The organism is Actinoplanes sp. NPDC048796, assembly GCF_040650035.1.
Taxonomy (GTDB): Bacteria; Actinomycetota; Actinomycetes; order Mycobacteriales; family Micromonosporaceae; genus Actinoplanes.
Map to the genome: position 1 here is coordinate 346,325 of NZ_JBEZGO010000002.1, position 15,122 is coordinate 361,446.

The following is a 15,122-nucleotide window of genomic DNA, read 5'->3' on the forward strand; positions in this document are numbered from 1 at the left end:
GCCATCGTCCCTCACACCCGCACGCGCGGGACAGCGCGAAGAGGGGGTGGGTGGAAGGCGGAGTAGCTTGGGGCGCCGCTGATGGTCAGTTCGGGCGGGCGTAGCAGGGGACGTACTCCTGGCCGGTCAGGGACTGGATGGCGGCCATCAGGGTGTCGGTGAGGCGGCGGATGTCGGTGGGGGTTTCGGCGAGTACCGGGATCGGTGGGCCGAACGTGACGCTGACCGGGTGGCGGCGAGGGAGGCGGCGGCCCGGTGGCCGTAGGTGGCCGGTGCCGCGGATGCCGACCGGGATGATCGGTACGCCGGCCTGCTGGGCCAGGCGGACCGCGCCGGTGCGGCCGCGGTAGAGGCGGCCGTCCGGGGAGCGGGTCCCCTCCGGGAAGATCGCCACCAGGCCACCTTCCTTCAGTACGGGGATGGCGCCGTCGAAGGCGGTCAGCACCGCGCGCCCGCCGCCGCGCTCCACCGGGATCGCGCCCATGCCGGTGACCACTCGGCGGGTCAGGCCGCCGCGGGGGCCGCTGCCCCGGAAGTACTCGGCTTTGGCCCAGAAGGCGATGTGCCGGGGCGTGAGCACCCCCAGGAACACCTGGTCGCCGATCGAAAGGTGGTTGGGGGCCAGGATCGCGCCGCCGGTCGCGGGGAGATGGTCGAGCCCGCCGACCGTGGGGCGCCAGGTCGCCCGGAGATATCCGCCGAGCGCGCGGTGGGCCAGTGCGTAGAGGGGTGGGGCACCGTTCATGTCGTCGCCTCCGGAGCCGGGCCGAGGTGGGCGGTGAGAGCGGCCTCGAGCAGCGCCCCGGGATCGGTCGCGCCGGTGGCCAGCGTGAGGCTTCCCCAGTTCCACAGCTCGGCGAGGCCGTGCAGGCTGGCCCACAGCGCCCCCGCCACGATCTCCGGTGGCGACGACGACGGGGGCGCGGCCTGGGCGACGAGATCGGTGAGCAGTCGGAAGAGTGGCAGGCTCTTTTCCCGTAAGCGCAGGTGGCCGCTCTCGAGGATGTCGTGGCGGAACATCAGCTCGTAGCGGCCGCGCCGCTCGACGGCGAAGTCGAGGTAGACGCGGGCCAGCACGCCGAGGCGGGCGCGCGGGGCGGCCGGGCCGGTGGCCAGGGCGGCCTCGGCCCGCGCGGCCAGGTCGGTGAAGCCCTCGCGGGCGATCGCCGACAGCAGCTCGAGGTGGGTCGGGAAGTGCCGGCGGGGCGCGCCGTGCGACACCCCGGCCCGGCGGGCGATCTCGCGCAGCGACAGGGCGCCCAGGCCCTCGCTGTCCAGCAGCTCACCACCGACCTCGACGAGCCGCGCCCGCAAATCCATAGACACTGTCTACCAGAGCGGCGTAGACAGTGTCTACGCCTGGGCATGAAAAAGCCCGCCTCCACGGGCGGGCTTCTTCAATCAGTGCTTCTTGTTGTCTGTGTCCTCGTTGTAGGTGGCTCCCCCGTCTGACTCCTTGGTCAGCGGACGGGCCCCACCCTCGGGCGGACCGGCGATCGACTGCTCGCCGGCGGCCAGCTCCGGGAACTTCGCGTCGAAGGCCGGACGCTCGGAGCGGATCCGCGGCATGCGGTCGAAGTTCCGCAGCGGCGGCGGCGACGAGGTGGCCCACTCCAGCGAGTTGCCGTGACCCCACGGGTCGTCCACGGTGACCAGCTGGCCGACCTTGTAGGACTTCCAGCAGTTGTAGATGAACGGCAGCGTGGACAGACCCAGCACGAACGACCCGATGGTCGAGAACGTGTTCAGGAAGGTGAACCCGTCCGACGGCAGGTAGTCCGCGTACCGCCGCGGCATGCCCTCGGTGCCCAGCCAGTGCTGGACCAGGAAGGTGCCGTGGAAGCCCAGGAAGGTCAGCCAGAAGTGGACCTTGCCGAGGCGGTCGTCCAGCATCCGCCCGAACATCTTCGGGAACCAGAAGTAGATGCCGGAGAACACCGCGAACACGATCGTGCCGAAGAGCACGTAGTGGAAGTGCGCGATCACGAAGTACGAGTCGGAGACGTGGAAGTCGATCGGCGGGGAGGCCAGCAGCACGCCGGACAGGCCACCGAAGAGGAACGTCACCAGGAAGCCGATCGCGAACATCATCGGCGTCTCGAAGCTGATCTGGCCCCGCCACATCGTGCCGATCCACACGAAGAACTTCATGCCGGTCGGTACGGCGATGAGGAAGCTCAGGAAGCTGAAGAACGGCAGCAGAACCTGGCCGGTGACGAACATGTGGTGCGCCCACACCGACATCGACAGCGCCGCGATCAGCAGCGTCGCCGCCACCAGGCCCTTGTAGCCGAAGACCGGCTTGCGGCTGAAGACCGGGATGACCTCGGTGATGATGCCGAAGAACGGCAGCGCCACGATGTACACCTCGGGGTGGCCGAAGAACCAGAACAGGTGCTGCCAGAGCATGGGCCCGCCGGTCTGCACGTCGAAGACGTGCGCACCGAGGACACGGTCGGCGGCCAGCGCGAACAGCGCGGCGGCCAGGAACGGGAAGACCATGATGACCAGCAGGCTGGTGACCAGGATGTTCCACGTCATGATCGGCATGCGGAACATGGTCATGCCGGGCGCGCGCAGGGTCAGGATCGTGGTGATCAGGTTGACACCACCGAGGATGGTGCCCAGGCCGGACAGGGCCAGGCCGACCACCCACATGTTGCCGCCGATGCCCGGCGAGTGCAGCGAGTCGCTCAGCGGCGTGTAGGCGAACCAGCCGAAGTCGGCCGCGCCTCCCGGCGTGATGAACCCGCTGATCGTGATGGTGCCGCCGAACAGGTAGAGCCAGTAGGCGAACGCGTTCAGACGCGGGAAGGCCACATCGGGCGCACCGATCTGGATCGGCACCACGAAGTTGGCGAACGCGAACACGATCGGCGTCGCGAAGAACAGCAGCATGATCGTGCCGTGCATCGTGAACAGCTGGTTGTACTGCTCGGGCGAGAGCAACTGCATGCCCGGGCGAGCCAGCTCGGTACGCATCAGCAGCGCCATCAGGCCGCCGAGCATGTAGAACACGAAGGCCGTGATCATGTACATGATCCCGATCTGCTTCGCATCCGTCGTGCGCAGGATCCGGGCGAATGCCGAACCCTTGACCTGCCGCCGGACCGGGTATGGCCGGGTCACGATCGGCTTAGGCGCAACGGTCGTCACGAATAGCCTCCGTTGTCTCGTACGTCCCACTCAGTGCGCCCATAGTGAAAGGCGTACCTCGCAGGCAGAATAGTCCCCCACTGACCTCCCGCGGGCGCGGGGTGACCAAAGAGGTCTTCTAGATCAGGCGGGCGATACCAGCGGGCGGTAGTGGTCGGTGAAGATCCGCAGGCCGCGCCTGCGCAGCATCGGATCACGCAGCGCGGGCGGGACATCGCGGGTCCGGTCGCGCTCGCGGGTGCGGTCACGCACCGACTCACACCGGGGACGGCGTCGATTTTCGTACGCCGTGAGGGCGGTCGCGACGTCACCGGAGGAAGCGCGAAGCTCCTCGCCGAGCACGACCGCGTCCTCGAACGACATGGCCGCGCCCTGAGCGAGCGTCGGGGCGGTGGCGTGCGCCGCGTCACCGACGAGCAGGACAGGGCCACGTGACCAGCTTGGCAGAACAACCTCGTCGGTGCGGGCGACCTGGATCTTTTCGATGGCGTCGAGAATGGCCGGCACCGGGCCGCCGAACGTGCCGAACAGCTCCCGCAGGTGGGCCTTGGGGTCCTCCGGGTTGGGCGAGTCGGGCGCGGTCTCGTCGGCGTAGCAGTAGATCTTGCGGCCGCCCATCGGCATGGCGACGAACGAGGACCGGCGCCCGAGCAGGGCGGTCCAGTCGCTCAGCGGCGGGCCGCCGGTGACCACCGAGCGGTAGACGATCTGCCCGGTGGGGTCGGCCGCGGCGCCCAGCCCGGCCTTGGCCCGGATCGTCGAGCGCCGGCCGTCGGCCCCGACGACCAGGTCGTACTCCGCGACGCTGCCGTCTCCGAACTCGACCTTGGCGGTCCCGTCGAAGATCTCCAGGTCGCGCACGGCCGTGTCGTACCGCACCTCGCCGCCGACGCCGGTGAGCAGCACCTGCTGGAGGTCGGCCCGCGACAGCGCCCGCGACTCGCCCACGCCGGCCCAGAGCCCGGCCACGTCCATCTCGAACAGCTCGCGGCCGCGGGCGTCGAGGAAGACCTGCCGGAAGATCAGATCGCCCAGCGGCCTCAGCGGCGCGTCCAGCCCCAGCTGGCGCAGGGCACGCGAGGCGTTGCCGGGAAGATAGATGCCGGCGCCGGGCAGCATGGTCGCCGGCAGTTCCTCCACCACGTCCGGCCGGAAGCCGGCCAGCCGCAGGGCCCGAGCGGCGGCGAGCCCGGCGATTCCGGCGCCCACCACGAGGATGCGCAACGTCATCGCAGCACTGCCTCCCACCGGTCGGACACGCGTTGGAGCCAAGACACTACCCCGCGCCACGGATGGGGGGAAACCCGCGATCATCGACGCGTCCGAATTGTTGGTCAGGCTCGCCATGCCGCCAACCCTGGCACAGGCGTATGACAAATGACATCGGTGTATTTTCGGTCACCGCGGGAAAAAATAAGGGCATGACGGATCGCCTGGCGGAGTACCGGAACAAGCGGGACGCCCGGCGCACGCCGGAGCCCATCCCGCGGCAGGCCGGACGGAGCACGAAGGACGCGAACCGCTTCGTCATCCAGCAGCATCACGCGCGCAGCCTGCATTGGGACGTCCGGCTCGAGCGCGACGGCGTGCTGGTCTCCTTCGCCGTACCCCGTGGCCTGCCCAAGGAGCAGGCCCGCAACAACCTGGCCAAGCACACCGAGGACCACCCGCTGGAATACCTGGCCTTCTCCGGCGAGATCCCGGCCGGCGAGTACGGCGGCGGCCGGATGACCATCTTCGACCAGGGCACGTACGAGGCCGACAAGTGGCGCGACGACGAGATAGGTGTGACCTTTCACGGCGACCGCACGAACGGGCGGTACGTCTTCTTCCAGACCGGCGGCAACGACTGGATGGTCCGCCGGATGGACCCGCCCGAGCCCGGCTGGGAGTCCATGCCGGACGAGGTGGAGCCGATGCTGCCGGTTCCGGCGGCCACGCTGCCGTCCGACGACGCCGACTGGGGCTACGAACTCGCGTGGGGCGGCCGGCGCGTCCAGGTGTACGTCTCCGGGGGACGCGTACGGCTGATGGCCGACACCGACGTGACCAGCTGGTATCCGGAGATCAGGGGTCTCGGCCCGGCGCTGGCGCCGGTCGAGGCCGTCCTCGACGGCGAGATCGTGGCGTTCGACGGCCCGCGCCCCTCCCCCGACCTGCTGGCCCGGCGCAAAGCGCCGAAGGACTCGGCGGCGGCGAGGCGGGCGGCGGAGCGGACGCCGGTGCATTTATTGGTGTACGACCTTCTGTGGCTCGACGGGCACAGCACGCTCGAGCTCGTGCGGTACGCGGAACGTCGCGAACTGCTGGAGGGCCTGTCGATCGCCGGCGACCACTGGCAGACGCCGCCCTACTTCCCCGGCGGCGGCGAGTTCGCGCTGGAGACGGCCCGCGCCCAGGGCCTGGACGGGATCGTCGCCAAGCGGCTCGACTCGCCGTACCTCCCGGGCCGGCGAAGCCGTCTCTGGCTTTCCGTTATCGCGCGCTGATCGGCCCGTCTCCCTGTCGTGTCGAACACGACGATCCCCCAGCCGCCCCGGCGTCACCGGCGCCGGCCCGGCCGCACCGTCATCGCCCTCGGCGCCGGCGTGGCCGTGGTCGCGGTCGCCGTCTCCGTGGCCGCGATCTCGCTCACCAACCGCGGCACCACGTCACTTGTAGCGGCCGCGCCTTCCTCTTCACCAGCGCCGTCCCCCACGACCCACCGGCCGACGTCCGCCTTCCCAGCCGCGTCGGCCCCCGCCCCCGCGTCGGCGTCGGCGTCGGCGTCGGCGTCGGCCAATCCCGCCGCGACGACCCCGTCGGCGCCCACGAAGCAGCAGCAGGCCCCGGCCAAGCCCGGCTGGATCAACGTCGACCCCGCGGTCTGGCAGGCGCAGGTCGACGCGTACCGCAATCGCAAGATCGATCCTGTCCCGGCCGGCGTCGGGAACCTGCCCGAGTTCCGCGCCGACTGCCAGTACAGCCACCGGCTGCCCGACGACCCGATCGTCCTGCCCGGCCTGCGCGGCGCCTCACACATGCACTCGTTCGTGGGCAACAAGGCGGTCGACGCCGACACGACCGCCGGCGACCTGCAGAAGTTCACGGCCACCACATGCAAGCCGGTGCAGGACCATTCGGCGTACTGGGTGCCGACCCTGTACGACAACGCGACGAACAAGCCCGTCGAGACGACCGGCTTCCGGGTGTACTACCGCTCGCTGCGCGACAGCTCCGAGGGCGTGATGCCGCTCCCCAACGGCCTGCGCATGGTGGCCGGCGACGCCAAGAAGAAGGTGCCCACCCCGCGCGGCGCCCAGGGCCAGTTCTACTGCGCCTTCTACGGCCCCGGCGACCTGGACGGCATCGCCCGCAGCACCAACGGCAACTGGCCGATCTGCGGCGGCGACGCCACCCTGCACTTCATGCTCCAGTTCCCCGACTGCTGGGACGGCGAGCACCTGGACAGCCCCAACCACAGGGACCACGTCACCTTCGGCACCGGCCAGGGCTGCCCGTCCACCCACCCGGTCCGCATCCCGGCCATAACCTTCGACATCCAGTACGGCGTCAAGGGCACCCCCGCCGGCTACTACCTCTCCTCCGACAAGGACGTGAAGAGCGCTTCCTCCATGCACGGCGACGCTTTCGTCATGTGGGACCAGGACGCCATGAACAAGCGCACCAAGAACTGCATCCTCCAACGCCGCACCTGCGACAACTTCGGCTACCTCGACTGAGGTCTCGCACTCGGCGTCCGTGAACCGGGTGCGAACAGGGGGTTCCCTTCAGGCGGAGGGCCGGTGACCCGATAGGGGTTTACCGGCGTCTGGAGCGGAAAGGTCTTCTGATTAGATGCACCCCGACCACCCCTGCCAGCACCTGTGACTGAGATGTCTGCCGAACTCTGGAACTCCGCCGCCGGCGTCCTCGAGACGAACTGGGCCGGCGATCACATGGTCCCCTCCCGCCGCCTCTACCCCCACCAGTGGAGCTGGGACGCCGCCTTCATCGCGGTCGGTCTGGCCTACGTCAACCCCACCCGTGCCTGGCGGGATCTGCGCAGCCTGTTCGAGGCTCAGTGGCCGGACGGGCGGGTGCCGCACATCGTCTTCGACCCAGCCATGGCCGAGGCCGACTACTTCCCGGGGCCGGCTTTCTGGGGGGTTCCCGCGTACGGCTCCCGGCCCGCTCACGGCAGCACCGGCATCGTCCAGCCGCCGCTGCACGCGGTCGCGGCGTGGGAGGTCTACCGGCGGGCCGCCGCGCACGGCGCCGCCGCCTCGCAGCAGGCCCGGGCCGAGCTGGAGTGGCTCTATCCGCGGCTGGTCGCCCAGCAGGAGTACCTGACCGACCGCCGTGATCTCGGCGGGGGCGGCCTGGCCAGCATCGTGCATTCGTGGGAGTCGGGGCTGGACAACAGCCCGGCCTGGGACGACGCGATGGCCAACGTGCCGGCCGACCTGTCGCTGCTCAACGTCTACCGCCGCCGGGACCTGGCCGTGTCGGACGCCTCGCACCGGCCCACCGACACCGACTACGCGCGATATGTGGGCCTGGTGCTCAGCTACCGGGCCGCCGACTATTCGGACACCGATCTGCTGGCGCGGCACGCTTTCGCGGTCGAGTGCCCGTCGTTCAACGCCATTCTCGGCGCCGCCGAGCTGTCCCTGGCCCAGATCGCCGGGGTTCTCGGGCACACCGGCGCGGCCGGCGCGCACCGGGAGCGGGCCCAGCGGATCACCTCGGCCATCGTGTCGCGGCTGTGGAACCCGGACACCGGCATGTTCCACGCGCGGGACACGCACACCGGCAAGCTGACCCCGGCCCGCTGTGTCAGCGGTCTGGTGCCGCTGATGCTCCCGGATCTGCCCGCCGGCCAGGTGGAGGGCGTGCTCGCGGCCATGCGCTCGGAGCGGTTCGGCCTGCCGGTGACGAGCTACGACCGTACGGCCGCGGATTTTGACGTCTTGCGGTATTGGCGCGGCCCGGTCTGGATCAACGTGAACTGGCTGCTGCGCCGGGGTCTGCTCGTGCACGGCCGCCGGGACGAGGCGGAGGATCTGCGCGCCGCCATGGTGCGGCTCGTGCACCGCAACGGCCACTTCGAGTACTTCCACCCGGAGACGGGCGAGGGCCTGGGGGCGCCCTGTTTCAGCTGGACGGCCGCCCTGGCCCTCGACCTGCTCGCCGACCGTTCCGTACCGGCGTACGCGAAAGCGGCTTAGAACAAGACGACCGAGCGGAGCACGCCGCCGGTGTGCATCTTCTTGAACGCGGCCTCGACGTCGCCCAAGCCGATCTCCTCGGTCACGAAGGCGTCCAGGTCGAGCCGTCCCTGCAGGTAGAGCTCGGTGAGCATGGGGAAGTCCCGGCTGGGCAGGCAGTCGCCGTACCAGCTGGACTTCAGCGCGCCGCCACGGCCGAAGACCTCGAGCAACGGCAGTTCGATCTTCATGTCCGGGGTCGGCACGCCGACCAGGACCACGGTGCCGGCCAGGTCGCGGGCATAAAAGGCGGTCTCGTACGTCTCGGGACGCCCGACCGCCTCGATCACCACGTCGGCGCCGAAGCCGCCGGTCAGTTCCTTCACCGCCTCGACCACGTCGGTGCCGCGGGCGTTGATGGTGTGGGTGGCGCCGAAGCCCTTGGCCCACTCCAGTTTCTGCTCGTCGGTGTCGATCGCGATGATCGTGGTGGCGCCGGCCAGCGCCGCACCGGCCACCGCGCCGTCGCCGACCCCGCCGCAGCCGATCACGGCGACCGAGTCGCCGCGGGTGACGCCGCCCGTGTTCACGGCCGCGCCGATGCCGGCCATCACACCGCAGCCGAGCAGGCCGACCGCCGCCGGACGCGCCCGCGGGTCGACCTTTGTGCACTGTCCGGCCGCGACCAGCGTCTTCTCCACGAACGCGCCGATGCCCAGGGCCGGTGAGAGTTCGGTGCCGTCGGTGAGGGTCATCTTCTGGGTGGCGTTGTGGGTGGCGAAGCAGTACCACGGCTTGCCCTTGCGGCAGGCCCGGCACTGGCCGCAGACGGCACGCCAGTTGAGCACCACGAAGTCGCCCGGGGCGACCTCGGTGACGCCGGCGCCGACCGACTCGACCACTCCCGCCGCCTCGTGGCCGAGCAGGAACGGGAAGTCGTCGTTGATACCGCCCTCGCGATAGTGCAGATCTGTGTGGCAGACGCCGCACGCCTGGATTTTGACCACTGCCTCGCCCGGTCCCGGGTCGGGAATGACGATGGTGGTCAACTCGACCGGAGCACCTTTGCCTCGGGCGATGACGCCCTGCACTCGCTGACTCATCGCCCCAGCGTAGGACGGGCCGCGCCGGACGTCAGCGGCTCGTCGAGCAATGCGGCGGCGACCTTGGCCAGTTGCCGCACCTGCGTCGGGGTCAGACGATCGAAAACCAATTGTTGTACGGCCTCGACGTGCCCCGGCGCGGTCTCGGCGACCTTCGCGTATCCCTCGTCGGTGAGCACCGCGATCTGGACGCGGCCGTCGTCGGGGTCGCGCTCGCGGTGAACCCAGCCCTGCCCTTCGAGGCGGGCCACGACGTGCGACAGGCGGGAGAGGGAGGCGCTGACCGACTTGGCCAGGCGGCTCATGGCGAGCCGGCGGCCGGGCTGCTCGGACAGGTAGACCAGCACGATGTAACCCATGTGGGTGAGGCCGGCGTCGCGCTGAAGCTGGGCCTCGAGCGCCGCGGGAACTCTGATCAGCACCTCGACGAAGCGGCGCCACGTCTGCTGCTGCTCGTCGCTCAACCATCGCGGCGCGGGCTCTGTCATGCAGAGAGGTTAGTAGCGCGACGCGCTCAGGTCACGATCCGGGTCAATACATCGACGCTCGGCTCTGGCTTGGGTACGCTGCGCGGATACTTTGCTCTCACCGGCACGATGCCGGGACCGGCTGGCTGGGGGGCCACGGCCGGTCCCGGTGTCGTGTTACTTCTGCGGCGGCTCGTCCTTGCCCTGCTCCTCGAGGCGGTCCGCCTCCTCCTTCGTCTTGTGCACCGCGCCGTCGGCGTGCTCCGGCGGGCCGTAGACGGTGTAGAGGACCAGCGGGTTCGGGCCGGTGTTGAGGAAGTTGTGCTTGTGACCGGCCGGGACCACGACAAGGTCGCCCTGGGCGACGTTGCGGGTCTGCCCCGAGACGATGGCCTTGCCGGTGCCGCTGACGAAGGTGAGGATCTGGTCCACCTCGTGGACCTCCTCGCCGATCTCGCCGTCCGGCGGAATCGTCATGATGACCAGCTGCGTGTGCTTACCGGTCCACAGGACCCGGCGGAAGTCCGGGCTCTTCTCGGCTACGGTGGCGATCGTGAAGTGCTCCATGAGGGCCATGTACCCCGCTCAGGGCGTAGGCAATCGGCCTTCCACGACCGGCGCGGGCCGGCCGATCAGATAGCCCTGCACGTAATCGACGCCGAGCTCGCGGAGCAGGCGCAGGGTCGGCTCGTCCTGCACGAACTCGGCCACCGTGTGGATCCCGTACGCCTGGCAGACCTGGACCAACGCGCGTACCAGAACCTGGTCCTGGGGATTCTCCACCAGATCGACCACGTACTCACCGTCGATCTTCACGAGGTCGATGGGGAAGATCCGCAGGTAGCGGAACGACGCGTAGCCGGAGCCGAAGTCGTCGAGGGCGAGCTCGCAGCCGAGGTCGCGGATCCGGTCGGCGAAGCGGCGGGCCTCGCTCAGGTTGCCGATCAGCGCGGTCTCGGTGATCTCGAAGGTGAGCTGTTCGGGCTTGACCCGGTACTGCTGGATGAGCCGTTCGACCTCGTCGGTGAGCCGCGGATCGCCGACCGAGCGGCCGGACAGGTTGATCTGCAGGCAGGTCGAGGGCTGCTCGGCGGCGAGCTGCATGGCCCGCTCGACCACCCACAGGTCGATGTCGAAGACCGCGTCGAGACGTTCGGCCGTGTCCAGCACCTGGATCGGCGACTGCGGGCCGTCCGCCTCGTCGAGGACCCGTAGCAGCAGCTCGTGCCGGGTCACCGTGTTGGTCTGCAGGTCGAGGATGGGCTGGGCGTAGAGGGTGAACCGGTCGGTGTCGAGGGCGTCGGCGACCCGGCTGCGGTAGTTGCCCTGCCGGTCGCGGGCCGGCACCGGATGGGCCACGTGGGTGAGCGGCCGGTCGGCGTCGCGCGACTGCCGCCACGCCTGCTCGGCGTCGATCAGCAGCTCGTGGCTGCCCGCGTCACCGTCCGGGGTGAACCGGACCAGGCCGCCCCACGCCTCGGCCCGCAGCCAGGTGTCGGTGAGCACGAAGGTCTGTGAGCGCAGCGCCTGCACCAGCAGCTCGGCCTCGCGCCGGGCCATCGGCCACGACGTGCCGGCCAGCAGCAGCGCGATCTCGTTGGGGCCGACCCGGCCGAGCAGCGCGCCCTCCTGCACGACGCCCTCCAGCACGCGGGCGGCCCGGTGCAGGAGATCGGCGTTGCGCTCGGGGCGGCTTCCGCTTTCCGGTTGTACGCGGATGACCAGCACCGCTCCGCCGCCCCGGCGCAGCGCCCGGTCGATCTCGTCCGCGAAGCGGGCGCGGGTGAGCAGGCCGGTCGCCGGGTCGGGCTCGATCAGCGAGTCCTGCACGGTCTCGCCCCGGCGGGCCAGGCGGGCCATCTCGCGGCGGGCCCGTTCCCGGGCCGAGACATCGGTCACCGTGCAGCGGATGCCGCGGACCGTGCCGTCGGGGCTCTTCACCGGTTCGATGCCGCAGTCGACGTCGAACCAGCCGCCGTCGGAGCGCATGAGGCGCAGGGTGGTGCGCACGGTCGTACCGCTGGTCCAGGCCGAGGTGATCGCACCGAGAGCCCGCGCGTGGTCGTCGCGGTGCACATAGCGCACAAGGACCTTGCGGCTGACCTCGTCCTGCGCCGGCGGGTGGCCGAGCATCGCCCGCAGCGCGGCCGACCAGACGATGCGGTCGCCGTTGGCCGTGTACGAGAACCAGGCCGAACGCGGGTCGTCGTCGGCGGGCGGGCGCTGTTCCGGAAGCCTCGGCGGGGCATGCCGGTGCTCATCCGGTGCCACCATCGCGCCCGCCACCTCCCCCGGCGTCTCCCGAACCCCCTGACTATTACGACCCGTCACGGGGTCGAGATAACAGGGGACGCCCGCCCAAATGTTTTGCGCGGCTTGCCAACAAAATCACGAGCTGCTGGTTCTCGCCCGATCAGAGTAGGGAATTAGCCGATCGGTTGACCACTGCGCTGAGTGATTATCGCGGGCGAAGACCGTCGATTCCATGACAGACAGTCACTACGTGTGCCGATCGTGGAACCTACCGCGATTCCTACCCGTCCGAGCCGACTGGCATGCACGCTACGCGCTTCGAGGGATGCACCGCGTAACTAGATCCGTTAAGGATGGATATGGTGGCCCTCGAGGGTTGTTCGCGACCTACCTCGAGCCCCGATCAGCCGCCGGCTCCGCACCCGGCGCTCCACCGTCGCGAACAACCCTCGATCGGAACCTAGTGAGCAAGTGAGGCAGAGGCAGGGCATGGGCATCATTCGGAACATGCAGCGGGTGCACGCCACGCAGGCGGCGGCCGAGCATCGCGCCAACACCGCCGCGGCGCAGCAGCGCGACCTGATCCGGCGCAATGCCGACCTGGCCATCGCGGCCGCGCAGCAGGCCGCCTCCGACACCGACCGGCAGCGGGAACGCCGCCGGCTCTACATCGAGGCGCGCAACGCCGACGCCGCCGCGGCCAACGCCGAGATCCGGGCCCGGCTCAGCGACCTGGACCGGCTGCTGCTCTCCACGCTGGACGTCGACGACCACATCGACCTCGAGATCTTCAAGAAGCCCGTGGTCGTGCCGCCGTTCGACCCGGGACCGCTCGGCCGGCCGGCGCCGGAGCCCCGCTGGGACAGCTTCGTGCCGCCACCCCAGCGCGGCGTCGGCAAGATCCTGGGCGGCGACCGGGTGCGCCAGCAGCAGACGGCCAGTGCCCGGCGTGCGTACGAGGACGCGCGGGCCCGGTGGGCCGAGGCCGAACAGCGGCGCCGGCGGCAGTTGCAGGCCCGGCGCCGGCAGTACGAGGAGACCGTCCGCAAGCACCAGGAGCAGATGGCCGCCTACAACGCCGAAGTGGACCGGTTCGCGACGGCGGTGGCCGGCGCCGACCCGGCGTCGGTGGTCGAGTACTTCGCGATGGTGCTGGGCAACTCGGTCTACCCGGACGACTTCCCGCAGCACTTCCGCCTGGCCTACCTGCCGAAGCAGAAGCACCTGCTGATCGAGTACCACCTGCCGCCGATCGAGGTGGTGCCGATCGTCAAGGAGTACCGCTACGACCGCACCCGCGACGACTTGACCGCCGTCCCCCGTGACGAGGGCGAGATCCGCAGCCGGTACGTGGAGGTGATCGCCCGGGTCACCCTGCGCACGATCCACGAGATCATCGAGGCCGACCGGGGCGGCCTGGTCCAGCAGGTGTCGTTCAACGGCATCGTGGACAGCATCGACAAGCGCACCGGCCAGTTCGTCCGGCCGTGCCTGGTCTCGCTGAAAACGGACCGGGAGACGTTCGCCGCGATCAAGTTGCGCCGGGTCGACCCGGTGGCCTGCGTGAAACACCTGGAGGGCGCGCTGTCGCCCAGCCCCGACGAGCTGGCCGGCATCTCCCCGAAAATCGACTTCGACCGCGACGCCGACCGCGACTTCACCGAGGAGTTCAACGTCCTGGCCGAGATCGACGAACGGCCGAACCTGGTCACCCTGCCCGACGCGGCCTGGGAACAGCAGCTGGCCGACCTGTTCGGCGTGATGGGCCTGCAGATGGGCACGCCCACCCGGACGGGCGCCGGCACTCGCTGGCTCTGCACCGACCCCCGCCCGATCTTCGGCGGCCCGGTGGTCATCTTCGCGACCCGCGGCCCGGCCGCCGGCTCGGCCGCGGTGCACGCCCTGGCCGGGGCGGTGAGCGCGGCCGGCGCCACCAAGGGCATCCTGGTCTCGCTGGGCGGCATCGAGCCCGAGGCGTACGAGGCCCTGGCCGGCCGCCCCCTGGAACTGATCGACGGCCCGGCCCTGGTCACCCTCCTGTCGAACTACTGCCGGGTGAAGGCCCGCATCGAACTGACCGAAACCGTCACAGCGTGAGTGACCCGACCCGGTGCGGCCCCGGCCGCGACACCATCCGGTAGCTCCCACCGAGTCGGCGGTCCGGCCCTCGCGGCATATCCCGGCGAGCGGCGGGTACAGCGAGGCCATGGTGTTCCGCCGCCGCTGGGCCCTCGTGCGAGGGCTACGGATCCACGACGTCGCGGCGGAGGACGCTCCCGGCACCCCGGTCGTCTTCGTGCACGGCCTCGCCGTCTCGCACCGCTACCTCATGCCCACCGCGCGAGCCCTCGCGCCCCGGCATCCCGTCGTGGTACCGGACCTGCCCGGCTTCGGCCACAGCGACAAGCCGGCCCACGCGTACGACGTAGGCGAGCACGCCGACCACCTGGCCGCCTGGCTGAAGGCCCGCGACCTGGGCCCGGTGGCCCTGGTCGGCCACTCCTTCGGCGCCGAGGTGGCCGCGCGGCTCGCCGCCGACCACCCCGGCCTGGTCACCGGCCTGGTCCTGGCCGGCCCGACGACAGACCCACGCGCCCGCAGCCGCCGCGCCCTGATCGGCCGCTGGCTGCTGGACACGCTGGTCGAGGCCCCGTGGCAGGCCCCGATCCTGGCCCACGACGTCGCCGACGCCAAGCCTTGGCGCGTCCTGGCCACGGTCGGCCACTCGGTCCGCAACGAGGTCGAGAAGGACCTGCTCCGCCTACCCGTGTCCCCGCTGGTCCTGGGCGGCTCCCTGGACACGGTGGCTCCCCTGACCTGGCGCACCGCCGTAGCCGAGATGACCGCCGGCACATCGGTGACCATCCCCGGCGCCGCCCACAACGCCCTGACCACCTCCCCGCGCCGCGCCGCCACAGCCATCGCCGCCTACCTGTCCCAGCACTGACCGGCCC

General features: G+C 70.4%; 13 protein-coding genes. 5 read left to right on the forward strand and 8 right to left on the reverse strand.

The genetic code is table 11. From position 1 onward, the window contains the following. Nucleotides 1-85 precede the first annotated feature (85 nt). The 4 genes from AB0C26_RS09865 to AB0C26_RS09880 form a co-directional block, all read right to left on the reverse strand. Nucleotides 86-745, reverse strand: a complete 660-nt coding sequence (locus AB0C26_RS09865) for a lysophospholipid acyltransferase family protein (RefSeq protein ID WP_360244549.1) — start codon at nucleotides 743-745, stop codon at nucleotides 86-88. After that, a complete protein-coding gene (locus AB0C26_RS09870; RefSeq protein WP_360244552.1) occupies nucleotides 742-1,320 on the reverse strand; it encodes a TetR/AcrR family transcriptional regulator in 579 nt (192 codons plus the stop codon). The genes AB0C26_RS09865 and AB0C26_RS09870 overlap by 4 nt, the downstream gene beginning before the upstream one ends. Before the next feature lie 81 nt (nucleotides 1,321-1,401). Continuing rightward, the gene (ctaD, locus tag AB0C26_RS09875) at nucleotides 1,402-3,156 is read right to left on the reverse strand and encodes a cytochrome c oxidase subunit I (protein ID WP_360244555.1); all 1,755 of its coding nucleotides are present in this window, start codon (nucleotides 3,154-3,156) and stop codon (nucleotides 1,402-1,404) included. Nucleotides 3,157-3,279: 123 nt separating this feature from the next. Then, complete coding sequence (locus AB0C26_RS09880) at nucleotides 3,280-4,386, reverse strand: FAD-dependent monooxygenase (RefSeq protein ID WP_360244558.1); 1,107 nt, start codon at nucleotides 4,384-4,386, stop codon at nucleotides 3,280-3,282. Nucleotides 4,387-4,577: 191 nt separating this feature from the next. On the opposite strand from AB0C26_RS09880, the gene AB0C26_RS09885 reads away from it, so the two are divergent. The 3 genes from AB0C26_RS09885 to AB0C26_RS09895 all read left to right on the forward strand — a co-directional run bounded on the left by AB0C26_RS09885 (nucleotide 4,578) and on the right by AB0C26_RS09895 (nucleotide 8,366). Then, nucleotides 4,578-5,645, forward strand: a complete 1,068-nt coding sequence (locus AB0C26_RS09885; RefSeq protein ID WP_360244561.1) for a DNA polymerase ligase N-terminal domain-containing protein — start codon at nucleotides 4,578-4,580, stop codon at nucleotides 5,643-5,645. Nucleotides 5,646-5,663: 18 nt separating this feature from the next. Then, a complete protein-coding gene (locus AB0C26_RS09890; protein ID WP_360244564.1) occupies nucleotides 5,664-6,878 on the forward strand; it encodes a DUF1996 domain-containing protein in 1,215 nt (404 codons plus the stop codon). Between the two features lie 153 nt (nucleotides 6,879-7,031). Beyond that, the gene (locus AB0C26_RS09895) at nucleotides 7,032-8,366 is read left to right on the forward strand and encodes a trehalase family glycosidase (RefSeq protein WP_360246502.1); all 1,335 of its coding nucleotides are present in this window, start codon (nucleotides 7,032-7,034) and stop codon (nucleotides 8,364-8,366) included. On the opposite strand, the gene AB0C26_RS09900 is transcribed toward AB0C26_RS09895, so the two are convergent. The 4 genes from AB0C26_RS09900 to AB0C26_RS09915 form a co-directional block, all read right to left on the reverse strand. After that, nucleotides 8,363-9,448: an S-(hydroxymethyl)mycothiol dehydrogenase gene (locus tag AB0C26_RS09900; protein WP_360244567.1), complete on the reverse strand. Its 1,086-nt coding sequence runs from the start codon at nucleotides 9,446-9,448 to the stop codon at nucleotides 8,363-8,365. The genes AB0C26_RS09895 and AB0C26_RS09900 overlap by 4 nt on opposite strands. Continuing rightward, on the reverse strand, nucleotides 9,445-9,936 hold the full coding sequence (locus AB0C26_RS09905; protein WP_360244570.1) for a MarR family transcriptional regulator: 492 nt from the start codon (nucleotides 9,934-9,936) through the stop codon (nucleotides 9,445-9,447). Before AB0C26_RS09905 ends, AB0C26_RS09900 begins: the two co-directional genes overlap by 4 nt. A gap of 156 nt (nucleotides 9,937-10,092) precedes the next feature. Continuing rightward, nucleotides 10,093-10,482 (reverse strand): cupin domain-containing protein, encoded by a 390-nt coding sequence (locus AB0C26_RS09910; RefSeq protein WP_360244573.1) that lies wholly within the window; start codon nucleotides 10,480-10,482, stop codon nucleotides 10,093-10,095. Between the two features lie 18 nt (nucleotides 10,483-10,500). Continuing rightward, on the reverse strand, nucleotides 10,501-12,189 hold the full coding sequence (locus tag AB0C26_RS09915) for a sensor domain-containing phosphodiesterase (RefSeq protein ID WP_360244576.1): 1,689 nt from the start codon (nucleotides 12,187-12,189) through the stop codon (nucleotides 10,501-10,503). Between the two features lie 468 nt (nucleotides 12,190-12,657). On the opposite strand from AB0C26_RS09915, the gene AB0C26_RS09920 reads away from it, so the two are divergent. Beyond that, on the forward strand, nucleotides 12,658-14,265 hold the full coding sequence (locus tag AB0C26_RS09920; RefSeq protein WP_360244579.1) for a restriction endonuclease: 1,608 nt from the start codon (nucleotides 12,658-12,660) through the stop codon (nucleotides 14,263-14,265). Nucleotides 14,266-14,374: 109 nt separating this feature from the next. Beyond that, nucleotides 14,375-15,115, forward strand: a complete 741-nt coding sequence (locus AB0C26_RS09925) for an alpha/beta fold hydrolase (protein ID WP_360244582.1) — start codon at nucleotides 14,375-14,377, stop codon at nucleotides 15,113-15,115. The last annotated feature ends 7 nt before the right edge of the window (nucleotides 15,116-15,122 follow it).